Source organism: Microlunatus sp. GCM10028923, from assembly GCF_042666975.1.
In the GTDB taxonomy this organism is placed as follows: domain Bacteria; phylum Actinomycetota; class Actinomycetes; order Propionibacteriales; family Propionibacteriaceae; genus Microlunatus.
Genome location: NZ_JBHTFF010000024.1, coordinates 22,376 through 38,930, shown reverse-complemented (window position 1 = coordinate 38,930; position 16,555 = coordinate 22,376). Strand labels below are relative to the sequence as shown.

General features: G+C 70.4%; 17 protein-coding genes. 11 read left to right on the top strand and 6 right to left on the bottom strand.

Translation table 11 applies throughout. The annotated features are described in order from the left end of the window. Positions 1-6: 6 nt before the first annotated feature. On the top strand, positions 7-768 hold the full coding sequence (locus ACFQU4_RS36455) for a GTP pyrophosphokinase family protein (RefSeq protein WP_377501818.1): 762 nt from the start codon (positions 7-9) through the stop codon (positions 766-768). Between the two features lie 64 nt (positions 769-832). Here ACFQU4_RS36455 and ACFQU4_RS36450 read toward each other — a convergent pair whose 3' ends face one another. Both ACFQU4_RS36450 and ACFQU4_RS36445 read right to left on the bottom strand, forming a co-directional pair. Next, the gene (locus tag ACFQU4_RS36450) at positions 833-1,381 is read right to left on the bottom strand and encodes a Clp protease N-terminal domain-containing protein (protein WP_377501816.1); all 549 of its coding nucleotides are present in this window, start codon (positions 1,379-1,381) and stop codon (positions 833-835) included. Positions 1,382-1,391: 10 nt separating this feature from the next. Further along, the gene (locus tag ACFQU4_RS36445) at positions 1,392-1,601 is read right to left on the bottom strand and encodes an RNA polymerase subunit sigma-70 (RefSeq protein ID WP_179750392.1); all 210 of its coding nucleotides are present in this window, start codon (positions 1,599-1,601) and stop codon (positions 1,392-1,394) included. 63 nt (positions 1,602-1,664) lie between these two features. On the opposite strand from ACFQU4_RS36445, the gene mmuM reads away from it, so the two are divergent. Continuing rightward, a complete protein-coding gene (mmuM, locus tag ACFQU4_RS36440) occupies positions 1,665-2,546 on the top strand; it encodes a homocysteine S-methyltransferase (RefSeq protein WP_377501813.1) in 882 nt (293 codons plus the stop codon). A gap of 87 nt (positions 2,547-2,633) precedes the next feature. Next, positions 2,634-3,170 (top strand): hypothetical protein, encoded by a 537-nt coding sequence (locus tag ACFQU4_RS36435; RefSeq protein WP_377501811.1) that lies wholly within the window; start codon positions 2,634-2,636, stop codon positions 3,168-3,170. Between the two features lie 9 nt (positions 3,171-3,179). On the opposite strand, the gene ACFQU4_RS36430 is transcribed toward ACFQU4_RS36435, so the two are convergent. Further along, complete coding sequence (locus ACFQU4_RS36430) at positions 3,180-3,920, bottom strand: AAA family ATPase (protein ID WP_377501809.1); 741 nt, start codon at positions 3,918-3,920, stop codon at positions 3,180-3,182. 108 nt (positions 3,921-4,028) lie between these two features. Between ACFQU4_RS36430 and ACFQU4_RS36425 the strand changes: the two genes are divergently transcribed. After that, positions 4,029-4,712, top strand: coding sequence for a Type 1 glutamine amidotransferase-like domain-containing protein (locus ACFQU4_RS36425; protein WP_377501807.1), 684 nt, complete (start codon positions 4,029-4,031; stop codon positions 4,710-4,712). A gap of 118 nt (positions 4,713-4,830) precedes the next feature. Next, complete coding sequence (locus tag ACFQU4_RS36420; protein ID WP_377501805.1) at positions 4,831-5,634, top strand: phosphotransferase enzyme family protein; 804 nt, start codon at positions 4,831-4,833, stop codon at positions 5,632-5,634. 384 nt (positions 5,635-6,018) lie between these two features. Here the strand turns inward: ACFQU4_RS36420 and ACFQU4_RS36415 are convergent, their stop codons facing one another. Both ACFQU4_RS36415 and ACFQU4_RS36410 read right to left on the bottom strand, forming a co-directional pair. Continuing rightward, positions 6,019-6,954, bottom strand: coding sequence for an NAD(P)-dependent oxidoreductase (locus ACFQU4_RS36415; RefSeq protein WP_377501803.1), 936 nt, complete (start codon positions 6,952-6,954; stop codon positions 6,019-6,021). Next, entirely contained in the window at positions 6,951-7,949 is a 999-nt protein-coding gene (locus tag ACFQU4_RS36410) for an NAD-dependent epimerase/dehydratase family protein (protein WP_377501801.1), read from the bottom strand. Before ACFQU4_RS36410 ends, ACFQU4_RS36415 begins: the two co-directional genes overlap by 4 nt. Before the next feature lie 77 nt (positions 7,950-8,026). Here ACFQU4_RS36410 and ACFQU4_RS36405 point away from each other — a divergent pair, with 77 nt between their 5' ends. The 6 genes from ACFQU4_RS36405 to ACFQU4_RS36380 all read left to right on the top strand — a co-directional run bounded on the left by ACFQU4_RS36405 (position 8,027) and on the right by ACFQU4_RS36380 (position 15,993). Then, a complete protein-coding gene (locus tag ACFQU4_RS36405; protein WP_377501799.1) occupies positions 8,027-9,610 on the top strand; it encodes a four-carbon acid sugar kinase family protein in 1,584 nt (527 codons plus the stop codon). Positions 9,611-9,820: 210 nt separating this feature from the next. Next, positions 9,821-11,353 carry an ABC transporter substrate-binding protein gene (locus ACFQU4_RS36400; RefSeq protein WP_377501797.1) on the top strand — a complete coding sequence of 511 codons (1,533 nt, stop codon included), beginning with the start codon at positions 9,821-9,823 and terminating at the stop codon, positions 11,351-11,353. Continuing rightward, positions 11,350-12,297: an ABC transporter permease gene (locus ACFQU4_RS36395; RefSeq protein ID WP_377501795.1), complete on the top strand. Its 948-nt coding sequence runs from the start codon at positions 11,350-11,352 to the stop codon at positions 12,295-12,297. The genes ACFQU4_RS36400 and ACFQU4_RS36395 overlap by 4 nt, the downstream gene beginning before the upstream one ends. Next, positions 12,294-13,148 (top strand): ABC transporter permease, encoded by an 855-nt coding sequence (locus tag ACFQU4_RS36390; protein WP_377501793.1) that lies wholly within the window; start codon positions 12,294-12,296, stop codon positions 13,146-13,148. The genes ACFQU4_RS36395 and ACFQU4_RS36390 overlap by 4 nt, the downstream gene beginning before the upstream one ends. Then, positions 13,145-14,809: a dipeptide ABC transporter ATP-binding protein gene (locus ACFQU4_RS36385; protein ID WP_377501791.1), complete on the top strand. Its 1,665-nt coding sequence runs from the start codon at positions 13,145-13,147 to the stop codon at positions 14,807-14,809. The genes ACFQU4_RS36390 and ACFQU4_RS36385 overlap by 4 nt, the downstream gene beginning before the upstream one ends. Continuing rightward, complete coding sequence (locus tag ACFQU4_RS36380; protein ID WP_377501789.1) at positions 14,806-15,993, top strand: M20 family metallopeptidase; 1,188 nt, start codon at positions 14,806-14,808, stop codon at positions 15,991-15,993. Before ACFQU4_RS36385 ends, ACFQU4_RS36380 begins: the two co-directional genes overlap by 4 nt. On the opposite strand, the gene ACFQU4_RS36375 is transcribed toward ACFQU4_RS36380, so the two are convergent. Further along, on the bottom strand, positions 15,990-16,517 hold the full coding sequence (locus tag ACFQU4_RS36375) for a pyridoxamine 5'-phosphate oxidase family protein (protein ID WP_377501787.1): 528 nt from the start codon (positions 16,515-16,517) through the stop codon (positions 15,990-15,992). The two genes, ACFQU4_RS36380 and ACFQU4_RS36375, sit on opposite strands and share 4 nt — an antisense overlap. Positions 16,518-16,555: the final 38 nt, after the last annotated feature.

The window sequence follows — 16,555 nt, the reverse complement described above, 5'->3', positions numbered from 1 at the left end:
GGCGGCGTGATCGAGACGTCCTCCGGCCCCGAACCCTTGCTGCCCCAGAGCCTCGGAGACCTCCGCCAGCTGCGGGAGGAATTCACCCGGTTCATGATGGAGTACAAGTTCGGCATCGACGAGATGTCGACCAAGATCAAGATCCTGCAGGACGAGTTCAGTCAGCTGCACGACTACAACCCGATCGAGCACGTGTCGTCCCGGCTGAAGGCCCCGGACAGCATTCTGGACAAGATCATCCGGAAGGGCAGCGAGCCGACCTTCTCGTCGATCCGGGAGACCATCACCGACATCGCCGGCGTACGGGTCACCTGCAGCTTCGTCTCCGACGTCTACCGGGTGTTCGACCTGCTGGCCGGTCAGTCGGATGTCAAGGTGCTCGACGTCCGCGACTACATCGCCGAGCCGAAACCGAACGGTTACCGCAGCCTGCACGGCATCGTCGAGGTTCCGGTCTTCCTGTCCGACGGCGTCGTGCCGGTGATCGTCGAGGTGCAGCTGCGGACGATCGCGATGGACTTCTGGGCCAGCCTCGAGCACAAGATCTATTACAAGTACCGGAAGCAGGTGCCGACCGAGCTGCTCCGCGACCTGCAGCAGGCCGCCGAGACCGCGCACCGGCTGGACGGCACGATGCAGCGGCTGCACGAGGAGATCCACCGGGCCGACGTCGCGCCGTCGAGCCCGTCGGCCCCGGAGGACCTGACGCCGTCCGACGAGGTGCTGCGGCAGCTCTGGCAGGCGCGTCAGCAGTCCGGGCTGGACTGACCGGTCGCGGCGCCCAGCCGCGGCGCAGGGCGGCCCGGGTCGGGTTCACAACTGCCGGCGCAGCTCAGGCCGAGGCGCGGAGCCGGCTGCGGAGATCGTTGCGCAGCCGGATCGGGTCGACGGCGAAGGATTCCAGCAACCGTTGGGACAGACTGCCCACGTCACCGAGGATGCCGAGCAGCACGTGCTCGGCTTCGATCCGGTTGTGGCCGAGGTTGATCGCCTCGCGCAGGGCCAGTTCGAGCGACTTCTTGGCGCCCTTGCCGAACGGGAGGTGGCCCCGGGCCGCCTTCCGCCGCTCCCGGTCGTCCAGGGCCCCTTCGCCGAAGCTGCGCTCGACCCGCTGCCGTACCTGATCGAGGTCGATGCCGAGCGAGGCCAGTGCCTGCGCGTCGAGTTGATCACCGGCCAGCGTGGTCAGCCGTTCCCGGGCCGCCGGATAGTCGACACCGGCCTCGACCAGCGCAGCGCGTGCCGGGCCGGAGTCGTGCCAGAGCACGCCGAGCAGGACGTGCTCGCTGCCGATCATCGGGTGCCGCAGCTCGCGGGCCACCGTCTGCGCGTGCAGGACGCTCTCCCGGGCCGAGAGCGAGAAGCGTTCGAACATGATCATCCCTTCCTGGTCAGCGCCGGCCGTGCTTCTTGTGGACCGCCTGCTTGGACACCCCGAGCACGGTGGCGATGTCCTGCCAGGACCAGCCAAGGCCGCGGGCTCGCTCGACGTGCAGGCGCTCCAACTGGTCGGCCAGCAGCCGGAGGCTGCGCACGGCACGCAGACCCTCACCGGGGTCGGCGCTCTCGATGGCCGTGTTGAGGTCAGCAGTGCTGCTCATGCCGTCATCCTAGGTTGACGATTCTGAGGGGTCAACCCTGGTTGACGGACTAGATTCTGGGACGTGGAGTTTCCGCCGGACGAGATCGTGATCAGTGACGGCGGGCTGGCCACCGAACTCGAGAGCCGTGGGTACGACCTCGGCGGCGGGCTCTGGTCGGCCCGGCTGCTGGCCGACGACCCCGCCGCGATCCGTTCCGTCCACGCGGCCTACTTCGCGGCCGGCGCCCGGATCGCCACCACCGCGAGCTATCAGGCCTCGATCGACGGCTTCGCCGGCCACGGGCGGGATCGGGCCGAGGCCGTGGAACTGCTCCGGCGCAGCGTCCGGCTGGCCGTCGAGGCTCGCGCCTCGCTGCCGGACCCGAGCGGCCGCTGGGTCGCCGCCTCGGTCGGCCCGTACGGCGCTGCGCTGGCCGACGGGTCCGAATATCGCGGCCGCTACGGACTCTCCGCCGAACGACTGGCGGACTGGCACCGCCCGCGGCTGGAGGTGCTGGCCGGGGCCGGGGCCGACGTGATCGCGCTGGAGACCGTGCCGGACCTGGTCGAGGCGGAGGCGCTGGTCCGGCTGGTCGGCGAGACGGGGGTCCGGGCCTGGCTGTCGTACACGATCGAGGGGGTGCGGACCCGCGCCGGCCAGCCACTGGCCGAGGCCTTCGCGCTCGCCGCGGAGCCCGGGATCGTAGCCGTCGGCGTGAACTGCTGCGACCCTGCCGACGCACCGGAGGCCATCGCGATCGCCAATTCGGTCACCGACCGGCCGGTGATCGTCTACCCGAACAGCGGCGAGCAGTGGCAGGGTCGCTGGACCGGGCCGACCGGGTTCACCGCGGCCGCGGCGCAGGGCTGGATCGCCGCCGGCGCCCGGATCGTCGGGGGTTGCTGCCGGGTCGGTCCGGAGCTGATCGCAAGCCTGATTGGCTCAAAGGCTGAGCGAATCTAGCCGAAATCCTGATCAGGCCTTAATCTGTCTCCACCGGGGGGTGGTGGGTCGCAGCTATGCGATCCGGGGGATTCGCCTGGGGGAAGCATGCGCAAGTTGTTCTTCGGTCTGCTCGTCGTCGCCGTTCTCGCGACTTTCGGGGGACTGCTCGCCGGTTCGTCTGAGTTCCGCGGTGCCGCGGCTCCGCCGGACTACGGCCAGCCCGACCACATTTCGGACGGGGTCCGGAAGGTCTCGCTCTGGAAGAGCGAGCGCCGCAAGGTCGAGGCCACGGTCGGGGTGGACGTCCGGTCCACGGAGGGCCGGCCGACGCATTACCGGAGCTCGATCGAGATCCGTTGTCAGGTCAGGGGCTACAACGGCGCCTGGCAGCCGCACCCGTGCTCGGCCAACTTCGGTCAGCGGCTGGTCCGGGACCAGTCCACCGTGGTCGAGAGCTGGGCCGAGGTGACGTCCGGCGACGACGGCACGATCGCCAGCGCCGGCGATTGGCAGCCGGTCACCTGCCGCGGTCTCTACACGACCGAGCTGCTGGCGTACCAGATCGGCGTCGCGGGGACCGTGCACACGGTCGAGGGCCACCCGGGCTACTTCCCGAGCAACGGGATCTGGGCCGACTGCTGAGCTTCTTGATCAGGAGTCGATCACCCGGCGCAGGTAGGCCTCCGGTCGCTCGATGAACCGGCGGTAGTGATCAACGACGTCCAGGTCCGACCATGATCGCCGGTGGAACCCGGACCCGTCGAGTTCCATGATCATCGCGCCCGGCAGCGCGGCGATCACCGGAGAGTGGGTCGCCAGCAGCAGCTGGGCGTCGCCGTTGTCGATCATGTCCGCGAGTACGCCGAGCAGGGTCAGCTGCGCCGTGAAGGAGAGCCCCGCCTCCGGTTCGTCCAGCACGAAGAACCCGCCCCGGCTGAACCGGGTGGTCATGATCATGGACAGGAACGACTCGCCATGGCTCAGCTCGTGGAAGGGTTGCTCCGGCGGCCAGGCCGGATTGTCCTCCAGGTACGTGAACAGGCCGTGCATCGTCTCGGCCCGAAGGAAGTAGCCCCACCGAGACGCACCCGCGCCGCGCACCACGCGCAGCCATTCGGAGAGGCCCGACTCGCTGACCCGGGTGCTGTGCCGAGCCCCCGTCGAACCGCCCTCCGGCGAGAGCCCGTACGCGACCGCGACCGCCTCGATCAGCGTCGACTTCCCGGTCCCGTTCTCGCCGACCAGGATCGTCGCCGGACCAAGATCAAGTCCGTCCCGGAGCAGCTGGGCGACCGGAGCCAGCGTCGCCGGCCAGGTCTCGGGAGTCACGTCCAGGTCCGGCGAGCGTTCCACCCGCCGGACCGGACGGCGCGCCACCCACCCCGGTGCCATGGTCCGACGATATTAGGTTTGGCCTGGTCGGCGAGAAGGCGGCTGTGCTAACTTCACCGGAAACGACCGGTTCTGTTCTGCAATCAGTTGTTCCCGGGGAGGGACGTCATGAAGCTGCTACTCACGTCCGGCGGCATCAGTAACCGGACCATCCAGGACGCGCTGGTGGCCCTGCTGGGCAAGCCGATCGCCGAGTGTCGCGCCCTCGCCGTCCCGACCGCCAAGTACGGCCATCCCGGCTGCAGCCCGGAGTCGGTCCGGGGGTTCATCGCCGGGGAGTACCAGCCGCCGAACGTGATGTGCGAGGCGGGTTGGAAGTCGATCGGCGTCCTCGAACTCACCGCGCTGCCCACCATCGGCGCGGAACGCTGGCTGCCCTGGGTCCGGGAGGCCGACGTGCTGCTGGTCGACGGCGGGGACGCGACCTACCTGGGGTACTGGCTGAAGGAGTCCGGCTTCGCCGACCAGATCTCCTCGCTGCCCGACCTGGTCTGGGTCGGCATGAGCGCCGGAAGCATGGCGCTGACCCCGCGGATCGGCGCCGAGTTCTTCAACTGGACCTCGCCGGGCGGTGGGGAGGAGGCGATCGGGCTGGTCGGCTTCTCGATCTTCCCGCACCTGGACTACCCGGGCTGGCCGGACAACTCGCTGGACAGCGCTCGACGTTGGGCCGAGACGATTCCCGGCCCTGCCTACGCCATCGACGACCAGACCGCGATCTCGGTCGTCAACGGGAAGGTCGACGTCCACTCGGAGGGCCATTGGGAGCTCCTCAACCCCGCTGTCCCCTGACTCTCCTGTCGCCATTCCTCCACAGGTCGAGCGCTCCAGCCGATTCCAACGTTGAACCGTTCGAGTTGAGGAGCTTTCGCGACAGTTGGCCGGGCAAGCGTGTGGCATCGTGCCTCGGGTGACGAAGCCAGAGCGCCTGGCGGGCTTCCTCGCCGAGAGGTACGGCCTGCGGATCTCGGCGGCCGAGGCCGTGCTGGGGCAGGGAGACGAGGCCTCGGTCTGGCGGGTCCTGGGATCGGGTCGGAGGTTGATCGTTCGCTCGTCTCCGGCCTCGCGAGACCTGGGCCAGTTGACCGCTGCGTACATGCTGGCCGCGGTGCTGGCCGAGACCGTCACCGAGGTGACCGCCCCGGTCCGCGCCATCGACGGGTCCGTGACCGCCCGGTGCGAAGGCCGGCCGATCAGTGTCTGGCCGTACATCGAGGGAACCTTCCTCGACCGTAGTGATCATGATCAACTGCAGGCGGCGGCGGAACTCCTGGCCCGGCTGCATCGGGCCGGGAGCGACTGGCTGCGGACGACGGGCGAGGTGCCGGAGGACAGACCGGGCCTGGGCCTGGTGCACGGGGACTTCTACTCCCGGAATCTGCTGGTACGTGACGGCCGGATCGAAGGCTTGATCGACTGGGACGATGCCAGACTCGAGCGGCTCGACGCCGAACTCGCCTGGGCGACCTGGGAGTTGGCCAAGTCACCCGACGGCGACGCGCTGCTGCTCGATCAGGCCGCGAGGTTCCTCGAGGCCTACCGCCGCGCCGACGGACCGGGCCGGCCGGGTGCCGACTTCATCTCGTTGATCAGAACCCGCCTGATCGGCGAGCTCGGCGGTGACGATCCCGACTACGACGCCTCCCTCCGCGCGGCCTTGCGCAGCCTGGCCGACGACGACCGACATCAAGTCCTGATCCAGCCGGCCGGCTGAGTCCCGCTCGAAGTCCGGCACCTATCCGTCCGCCCAACCGCGCTACGCCCCGACTGACCCCGACCCTCCCCAGCTCCGCCGACTGGGCACAAGCGCAGCGACATGCCGCCAGAACGCCTGCTTTTCTGCCCAGTCAGCGGGGGTGGGGTGGGCGAGGTTCGTCGGAGACTTGGGGCCGCGCGGTTGCCTAGCTTGATCATCGCCGCTGCCGACGGCGGCCACCGCACCTCTACCTCTTGAGGTCGCATCCTCATCAACCGAGCCCGAGCAACTCGCCCTACTGACCCCGGCTCTCCCTCTCTCCGCCGACTGGGCACAAGTGCAGCGACACGCCGCCAGAACGCCTGCTTTTGTGCCCGGTCAGCGGGGTGGGGTGGGGTGGGGTTAGACGAGGTTCGTGAGGGGTTGGTCGGTTAGGAGGGCGGTGACGTTCTGTTGGATCAGGGCGTCGGCGCCGAGGGGGCGGCCGCCGGCGGTGTGCGGGGTGATGATCAGGTTGGGTGCCTGCCAGAGCGGGTCGCCGTCGGGCAGGGGCTCGGTGGCGGTGACGTCCAGGGCGGCGCCGGCGATCTCGCCGTCGGTCAGTGCGGCCAGCAGGGCGGCCTCGTCGACGGTGGCGCCGCGGCCGACGTTGATCAGCCAGGCCGTCTCCGGCAGCGCCTTGAACACGTCGGCGCCGATGATCTTGGTGGTCTCCGGTACGGCGGGCAGGATGTTGATCAAGATGTCGGTCTCCGGCAGCACCGTGTGCACGTCGGCGGCGGCGATCACCGGGTAGCCGGCCCGCTCGCCGGCGGTGGAGGCGACGCCGGTGATCTTGGCGCCGAGCACGGTCAGGTACGGCGCCAGGGTCTTGGCGATGCTGCCGAAACCCCAGATCGTCACCCGGGCGTCCCGCAGCGTGGTCAAGCCCTGCGCGTTGTCCAGCGGCTGCCGGTAGCCGAGGGCGGTGTCCCAGGTGCCGCGGGACTGCGCGTCGAGCGCCTTGTCCAGTCGACGGGCGGCGGCGAGTGCCAGGGCCAGGGTGTGCTCGGCGACGGTCAGGTCGTGCAGGCCACGGCCGGAGGCGATCACGGCGTCCGGGCGGAAGCCCGCCGCCACCACCGAATCGGTGCCCGCCATCAGGCCCTGCACCAGCCGCACCTTGGTCAGCCGCGCGGCCAGTTCGGCCATCCGGGCGGCCGGGTTCAGCCAGAGCACCACCACGTCGGCGTCCTCGTGCTCGGCGGGCAGTTCGGCCTCGGGGTCGTACGCGACACCCTCGACCCCCTCCGGCAGCGCGGGATCGAGCGGGACACTGGTCGGCAACAACACCTTCACGGCTGGCTCTGCTTCCGTTGGGGGACAAGGTCGGGGTGCTCGCGATCCAGGTAGTCGTGCAGGATCGCCTCAAGATCATCAACGACGCCGATGCCGAGGTCGCGGGCCCGGTCGCCCTCCGTCCGCGGCACCCAGGTGTCGACGATCGCCTGGATCTCCGGGTCGGGCTCGAACGTCACCGGTGCCAAGGCCTCGGCCGGCACCGTCCGGCGCAGCACCTCGAGCATCTCGGCGAAGGTGGCCGAAACGCTCGGAAAGGTGACGGTACGGAACTCGCCGAGCGACTCCCCCGGCACCCGGTACAGGTCGGCCAGCCCGGCCACGACTCCCGCGGCCCCACCGACCGCCATCCGGGTCTCCGGAGCCACCGGCACCGCGTACGGCCGGCCCGCGAGCGGTTCCCGGAACACGGCGCTGGCCGCGGACGAGGCCGCCGCGTTGGGCCGGCCGGGCCGGATGATCACCGTCGGGATCCGGGCCACCCGGCCGTCCAGGAAGCCCTTCCGGGTGTAGTCGTTGATCATCAGCTCCAGCACGGCCTTGGTCATCCCGTACGTGGTGCCGGGCCGTGGCGGCGCGGCGTCACTGCCGACCGGGCCGCTGCCCGGGCCGAAGATCGCCACGGAACTGGTCGCCACCAGCCGAACCCCGCCATGCCGCCGGGCCGCCTCGAGCAGCGCCCGGGTGCCGTCCAGGTTGACCCGCAGGGCCAGGTCGAAGTCCTGCTCGCCCTGCCCGCTGACCACCGAAGCCAGGTGGAAGATCCCGATCTCGGGCTCGTCCAGCAGCGCCGCCAGCCCGTCGGGGTCGGCGATGTCGCCGCCGACCAGTTCGACGCCTTCCGGTGCCGTCGCGCGGGCGGCCTCGATCGCGGCCGGCTGGTCGTACCAGACGATCGTCCCGACCGGTTCGGGCGCGTCGGGCCGGCGCAGCTGCTCGGTCAGCCGCCGGCCGAGAAAGCCCGCCCCACCGGTGATGATGATCTTCCTGGACACCCGTTGATGGTAGCGACCGCGACCGTACTCCCCGATCCCGGTCCCGGCCCCCGGAACGGGAGTGAAACCCTGGTGACATGACCAGTCCGGTGCCGGAATCGTCCCTGCTCGCCCCGCTCGCCGCCGAGTACGGAGTCACCTCCGACCAGTTGACCGAGGCGTGCGCGACCGGCCGCCGGGTCGCCGTGCTGGACGACGACCCGACCGGGAACCAGACGATCAAGGACCTGCCGGTGATCACCCGCTGGAGTCCGGACGACCTGCGCTGGGCGCTGCGGCAGCAGACCGCGGCGTTCTTCGTGCTGACCAACACGCGCAGCCTGGACCCGGTCGCGGCCGAGGAGCGCACCCGGGAGGCCGCCCGCGCCTGCCTGGCCGTCGCCGCCGAAGAAGGCGTCGAGCTGACCTTTGCCAGCCGCAGCGACTCCACCCTGCGCGGGCACTTCCCGCTGGAGCCGGAGACACTCGCCGAGGAGTCCGCGACCGCCGGGCAGCCGGTCGACGCGGTGATCATCAACCCGTCCTACCTCGACGCGGGCCGACTCACCGTCGACGGCACCCATTGGGTACGGACTCCGGACGGGATGGTTCCCGCCGGCGAGACCGAGTACGCGAGCGACGCGACCTTCGGCTACCGCAGCTCGGAGCTGGCCGCCTGGGTCGAGGAGAAGACGGCCGGCCGGATCCCGCGGGACCAGGTCGTCACGATCACCGTGCAGGATCTGCGCCGGGACGGGCCGGACGGGGTCACCGCGACCCTGCTCGGACTGACGAACCATCCGCGCAACGATCCTGTCGACGTGCCGAGCCGGATCGGGCCTGGCCCTTCGACAAGCTCAGGGCACGTCACCGGGGCTGGCCCTTCGACAGGCTCAGGGCGCGTCGCCGGGGCTGACCCTTCGGCAGGCTCCGGGCACGGGTTCGGACTGTCCTGGGTGGTCACCGACGCGGTCGCCGATGATGATCTTCGCGTGCTCACGCTCGGCCTGATCGCGGCCGAACGGGCCGGGCGCCGGTTCGCCTACCGGGTCGGCCCGTCGTTCGTCCGGTCCCGGTCCGGCCAGTTCCCGGCCCCGCCGGTCGACGATGCCGAACTCCGCCCCGATCCCGGCACGGCCACGGCACCAGGCGGGCTGATCATCGTCGGATCCCATGTCCCGTTGAGTTCCCGGCAGCTGGACCGACTCACCGAGACGACCGACGCGACCCGGCTCGAACTGGACGTCGACAAGATCATCGACTCCACCGACCCGACCCACGTCGCCGAGCTGGCCGAGCGCGCCGCCGCCGAATTCGATCACCGGCACGCGGTGATCACGACCAGCCGCACGCTGCGGCGCGGCCTCGACGGTGCGCAGAGCCTGGCCATCTCGCGCGCGGTCAGCGCCGCCGTCGTCGACCTGACGAAGCTGATCATGGAACGGCGCCGCCCGGCCTTCGTGATCGCCAAGGGCGGGATCACCTCCTCCGACGTGGCGACCGAGGCCCTCGGCATCCGGCGGGCGACCATCCGCGGCACCCTGCTGCCCGGCATCGTGTCGCTCTGGCAGCCGGCGGAGGGTCCCGCGGCCGGGCTGCCGTACGTGGTCTTCGCCGGCAACGTCGGCACCGACGACTCGCTGGCCGAGGTGGTCCGACGCTTCGACAGCGCCCGATCATGATCATCGCAATCGCCTCCCGATCACCCGGGCGAGCCAGACCCGCAGCCGGGCGATGCTGACCCGCAGCCAGCTCGCCTCCCGCCGCCAGAAGCCCCGCTCATCTCGAGGTGATTCGCACACCCGTTCGATTGTACGCAGCGCGCCCGGACAAGACCAGAGGCGCCGAGGATCGGTGGACCCTATGCTGTGTCCACCAAGGAGGTTCTCGCCGTGAGTCGACGTCCGAACGTCTCGTTCCTGCCCCGCCGCTCGGTCCTAGGGATCGGCGCGGGACTCGGCCTTGGAGCCGCCGTCGCGGGCTGCACCGCCGGCTCGACCAGCACCCCCGGTGGCCCGGCCACCCGGACCCTGACCGTCGGCTTCGTCGCCGAGCCGGCCAACCTCGACTTCACCCGCACCGACGGCGCCGCCATCCCGCAGGCGCTGCTGGTCAACGTCTACGAGGGCCTGGTCAAGCTCGATCAGAACGGCGCGATCGTGCCCCTGCTGGCCAAGTCGTGGAAGGTCAGCGACGACCGCCTGAACTACACCTTCGAGCTGGTCGACAATGCGCGCTTCACCAACGGCCGGCCGTTCACCGCCGACGACGTGATCTTCAGCATCGATCGGGTGACGAAGGAGTGGACGACCTCACTCAAGGCCAAGATGGATGTCGTCGCCGAGACGACCAAGATCGGCGAACACTCGGTCCAGGTGACGTTGAAGCAGCCGAGCAACTCCTGGCTCTATTCGATGGCGACCCGGGTCGGCGCGATGTTCTCCACCACCGGCGTCGATGATCTTGCCAATCAGCCTTACGGCACCGGGCCGTTCCGGTTCGTGGAGTGGAAGCGCGGGGATTCGATCACGCTCGAGGCCAACCCGGACTACTGGGGCGCCAAGCCCGGTGTCGACCGGGTCGTGCTGCGCTACTTCAAGGACGCGACGGCGCTGAACAACGCGCTGCTCTCCGGCGGGATCGACGTGATCTCCGCCGTCGTCGCGCCGGAGTCGCTGGGCCAGTTCGGCGACACCGCGCGGTTCCAGGTGATCGAGGGCACCTCCACCGGCGAGGTCGTACTGAGCCTGAACAACGGCAGGCCGCCCTTCGACGACGTCCGGGTGCGCCGCGCGGTCCGGCACGCGATCAACCACCAGGAGCTGCTGGACACGGCCTGGGCGGGCCGCGGCCAATTGATCGGCGGCATGGTGCCGCCCAGCGATCCCTGGTACGAGGACCTCACCGGCCTCTATCCGTACGATCCCGCGAAGGCCAAGGCGCTGCTGGCCGAGGCAGGGGCCGAGAAGCTCACGGTGAAGTTCCGGATCGCCAACCTCCCGTACGCCACCGCGGCCGCCCAGGTGGTCAAGTCCCAACTGCAGCAGGTCGGGATCACGGCGAACATCGAGCCGCTGGAGTTCCCGGCCCGCTGGCTGGACCAGGTGTTCACCAAGGCCGACTACGACCTGTCGATCGTCAACCACGTCGAGCCCCGCGACATCACCGCCGTGTTCGGCAACCCGAAGTACTACCCGCGCTACGACAACGCCGAGGTACGCAAGCTGTTCGCGGAGGCCGACGCCGGCACCGAGGACGAGCAGGTCGCCACCATGAAGCAGGCGGCCAAGATCATCTCGGAGGATGCGGCGGCCGACTTCCTGTTCCTGTTCCCGAACCTGATGGTCGCCACCACGGCCGTCAAGGGCCTGCCGCAGAACGTGGTCTCGGAGTCGTTCGACCTGACCGGCCTGTCCAAGACGTGAGCCTCTACCTGATCAAGCGGATCGCGGTGCTGCTGATCAGCCTGGTCGCGGCGACGTTGATCGTGTTCGCCTTCATGGCGGTACTGCCGGGCGATCCGGCGGTGATCGCGCTCGGCGTCAACGCGACCCCCGAGGCGATCGCCGCGCTGCGGGCCCGGTTCGGCACCGACCGCCCGCTGTTCGTGCAGTACCTGGACTGGGCCGGCGGGCTGGTGGTCGGCGACTTCGGCACCTCGTACGTGAGCGAGACCCCGATCGGGCCGTTGATCATGGACCGGTTCGCGGTCACCTGCTGGCTGGTGCTGTTCGGCCTGATCCTCGCGTTGATCATCGCGATCCCGCTCGGCACCGCGGCGGCCGTCCGGCACCGGAAGCTGTCCGGCCTGATCCTGTCCGGGATCAGCCAGGCCGGCATCGCGGTGCCCGCCTTCGTGGCCGGGATCGGCCTGTTGTTCGTCTTCGCGGTGAGCCTGCGGATCCTGCCGTCGGGCGGCTTCGTCGTGCCGGCTCAGGACCCGGTCGGCTTCCTCCGGCACCTGTTCCTGCCGTCCCTCTCGCTCGGCCTGGTGCAGGGCGCCGTCCTCAGCCGCTACGTCCGCTCCGCCGTGCTCGACGTCCTCCGCGAGGACTACCTGCGGACGGCCCGGGCCAAGGGCCTGGGACCGTACCGGGCGCTCTGGCGGCACGGCAGCCGGAACGCGGCGATCCCGGTGATCACCGTGCTAGGGCTGCAGGTGGCGACGCTGCTGATCGGGGCCGTGGTGATCGAGCGGGTGTTCACGATTCCGGGGCTCGGCAGCCTGCTGCTGGACGGGGTCGCCAACCGGGACCTGCTGCTGGTCCAGGGCACCGTGATGGTCCTGGTGGCCGCCGTCCTGGTGATCAACTTCGTCGTCGACGTCGGCTACCTGGTGCTGGATCCACGGCTGCGGGGGGCCCGGTGACCGCGACCGCTCCCCCGGCCCGGGCCGCCGGCCGCCGACCGGGCCCGAACCTGATCGCCGGTGCCGTCCTGGTCGGGTTGGTCGTGATCATCGCCCTGCTCTCGTTCGTCTGGACGCCGCACGACCCCACCTTCGTCGACGGCGGGGCCCGGCTGCGGCCGCTGTTCGACCCGGTCTATCCCCTGGGCACGGACAAGTTCGGCCGGGACGTGTTCAGCCAGCTGCTGGTCGGCGCCCGGACCACCTTGTTCGTCGGGATCGTGGCGGTCGGCGTCGCGGCCCTGCTCGGCACCCCGGTCGGGATCGCCGCCGGGATGACCGACCGCTGGCCGGGCGAACTGCTGATGCGGGTGAACGACGTGATCTTCGCGTTCCCGGCGCTGCTGCTGGCGATCATGTTCGGCGCGGTGTTCGGCCCGAGCACGCTGACCGCCATGATCGCAATCGGCATCGCGACCCTGCCCGCGTTCGCCCGGGTGGCCCGTGGCCAGACCCTGCAGGTGATGCGCACCGAGTACGTCCTCGCGGCCCGGGCGGCCGGCCGGCGCGGCCCGGCGATCGCCGTCCGGCACGTGCTGCCGAACATCGCGAGCATGATCATCGTCCAGGCCTCGGTCTCGTTCGCGATCGCGATCCTGGCCGAGGCCGCACTGTCCTTCCTCGGCTTCGGCACCCCGCCGCCCACGCCGTCCTGGGGCCGGATGCTGTCCGAGGGCCAGGAACTGCTGTTCGGCGAGCCGCGGCTGACCCTGGTCCCGGGCCTGGCCATCGCGGTGGCCGTGCTCGGCTTCAACCTGCTCGGCGACGGCCTGCGGGACTGGCTCGATCCACGGCTGGAGGAAGTGCGATGACCGAGCCCACCCTCGAGGTCGCCGGCCTGACCGTGACCGCCGGCAGCACCGAGCTGCTCCGCGACGTGACCTTCACCGTTGCGGCGGGCGAGCGGGTCGGGCTGATCGGCGAGTCCGGCTCCGGCAAGTCGCTGACCGCGATGTCGATCATGAACCTGCTGCCGGAGGGGCTGCGGGCCCACGGTTCGGTCCGGCTGGCTGGCGTCGGTCCGGACCTGATCGGGCTGCCGGAGCGGCAGGCCGCCGCGATCCGCGGGCAGGAGACGTCGATCGTCTTCCAGGAGCCGATGACGGCCCTGAACCCGCTGATGCGGATCGGTGATCAGGTCGCCGAGGTGATGATCTTGCACCGGACGGCGCCGTCGCGGGCAGCCGCCAAGGCCGCGACCGTCGAGCTGCTGGCCCAGGTCCGGCTGGCCGAGCCGGAGCGGATCGCCCGGTCCTACCCGCACCAGCTGTCCGGCGGGATGCGGCAGCGGGTGGTCCTGGCCATGGCCCTGGCCAACCGGCCCAGGCTGTTGATCTGCGACGAGCCGACCTCCGCGCTCGACGTCACCGTGCAGGCCGCGATGCTGGAGTTGATCACCTCGCTGCAGGCCGAGCGGGGCAACGCACTGCTGTTCATCACCCACGACCTGGCCGTCGTCTCCCAACTCTGCGAACGGGTGCTGGTGCTGCACGACGGCGAGATCGTCGAGGCCGGGCGGACCGCCGACGTCTTCGCGAACCCCGAACACCCTTATACGCAACGGTTGTTGGCCGCATCCACACCAACGTTCCCCGAGCTTGTCGAAGGGCAGGCCGGGCTAGGCCCTTCGACAGACTCAGGGCACGAAGAAGGAGGCTCAGGGGACGAGGGGGCCGTGATCATCGAGGCGACCGGGTTGAGCCGGACCTACCGGCGGCCGCGGCGGTCGCTGTTCCAGCCCGGCGAACCGGTGCCCGCCCTGCGCGACGTGGACCTGACCGTCCGCGCAGGCGACCGGCTCGGGATCGTCGGCGAGTCCGGTTCGGGCAAGTCGACGCTGCTCCGGCTGCTGGCCGCGCTGGACCGGCCGACCACAGGCTCGATCACGTTCGACGGGACCGAGATCGCCGGCCGGCCCGAGTCGGCGCTCCGCTTCCTGCGCCGGGACCTGCAGATCGTGTTCCAGGACCCGCAGGCCTCGCTCGATCCGCGGATGCGGGTCCGGGACATCATCGCCGAGCCGATGGTCTCGCTCGGCATCCCCGGAATCGACGCGCGGGTGGCGGAACTGCTCGACGCGGTCGGCCTGCCGCAGAACGCGGCGCACCGCTATCCGCACCAGTTCTCCGGCGGCCAGCGGCAACGAATCTCGATCGCCCGGGCCCTGTCGCCGCAGCCGCGGGTGCTGGTCGCCGACGAACCGGTCAGCGCGCTCGACGTCTCGGTCCGGGCCCAGATCCTCGACCTGCTCACCGACCTGGTCCGGGACTTCCGGCTGACGTTGATCTTCGTCTCTCATGATCTTTCCGTGGTACGTCAGCTCTGCGATCGGGTGGCCGTGCTGCACGACGGCGCGATCGTCGAGCAGGGCGCCACCGCGGAGGTGTACGAGGACCCGCGGCACCCGTACACCCAAAGGCTTCTGGCCGCCATTCCCACCTTGATCACTGCGGCAAGCGAGGAGCAACGATGATCGAGATCGACGCCGACGGCGTGATCGACTTCACCCGGGCCCTGGTCCGGATCCCGAGCGTGAACGACCCGGCGCACGGCCGGTCCGAGGCGCCGGCCGCCGCGCTGGTGGCCGAGACGATGCGCGGCTTCGGCTGGCAGCCGGTGATCACCGAACCGGCGCCCGGCCGGCCCAACGTCGTCGCGGTGATCGAGGGCGGCGGCGGTCCGGGCCCGGTGCTGATGTTCGAGGGGCACACGGACGTGGTCACCGAGGGCACCCTGGCCGAGTGGACCCGGGATCCGTTCGGCGCGGAGGTCGTCGACGGCCGGCTGTACGGGCGCGGCAGCGCGGACATGAAGTCCGGCGTCGCCGCGATGATCTTCGGCGTCCGGGCGCTGCAGCTGGCCGGGCCGTTTCCCGGAACGATCAAGGTCTGCGCGCTCGCCGACGAGGAGGGTCTGATGATCGGCGTCCACCACCTGGTCGACTCCGGCCAGGTCGACGACGTCGACGGCGCGATCGTCTGCGAGCCGGAGGCCGAGGAACTCTGTCCCAGTTCGAAGGGAGCGATCCGGGTCCTGGTCGAGTTCGACGGCCGGATGGCGCACGGTGCCATGCCGGACCAGGGCCGGAACCCGTTGCAGCCGGCGGCGGAGTTCGTCCGTGCGCTGGCCGATGTCCAGGACGGGCTGCAGGCCGACCCGGGCCCGCACCCGCTGCTCGGCGCCAGCTATCTGACTCCGACGGTGATCACCGGCGGCGACCTTGATCAGATCAACGTCATTCCGGCCCGGGCGACGGTGGCGGTCGACGTCCGTACCGTACCGGGAGTTGATCATGATCGGCTCGTCGAGCGGTTGACTGGGCTGGCCGAGGCGCTGGCGGCGAAGGCGGAGACCGTCGCGACCGTGACGATCGGCGTCAACCGGCCGCCGGTGGACACGCCGCTGGACGATCCCGTGGTCACCGCGCTGGCGGCGGCCCACACCATGATCACCGGCAGCGACCCGGTCTACGGCGGCGTCCCCGGCACCACCGACGGCACCATCCTCACCGCGAAGGCAGGCATTCCCACCGTCGTGTACGGGCCCGGCGGCAAGTGGATCGCGCACCAGGCCGACGAGTACGTGGAACTGGACGACATCGTCCGCAAGACCAGGGTCTACGCCGAGGCGGCCCGGCGCTTCCTGACCCGGACCTAGAAACTCCACCGCGTCGGGATGAAGTCGGCGCTGGCCGGGAAGGCGTGCACCGTGGTCGGCGTGACCTGGTAGACCCGGTAGGGCGGGCCACCTGAGGTGGGCGCGCCGTACTCCGCGTCGAGTTCGTCGCCGGCGATCGTCGTCGCCCACCCGTACACCTCCTGGAACGCGGTGGAAGCGCGGCCCAGGGTCGGCTCGTCGAGCACCCGGCGGGCGACGCCCTCGACCACCAGGTGGTAGCTGTCGACGTCGGCGGCGACCGAGCAGCGGCCGTCCACATCCAGGTTCCGGGTCTTCTGGGTGCTGCTCTTCGACGCGATGAAGAACGTCCCGTCCGACCAGGCCGCGAACACCGGCCGGGTATGCGGCTGCCCTTCGCGCAGGGTGGTCAGCCAGCGCCAGCCGCCGGTGCGCAACCGCTGCACGACGTCGTCCCACTGCGGATCCGTCGACCCCTCGGTGACCCCCGCACCCCGGCCGCCCATCCTGATCGGCTGCGCCGTCGGCGTCTGCTGCTCCGTCATGACTCCCTCGTTCCTCTGGTTACCTTTCTAAAGCAGTT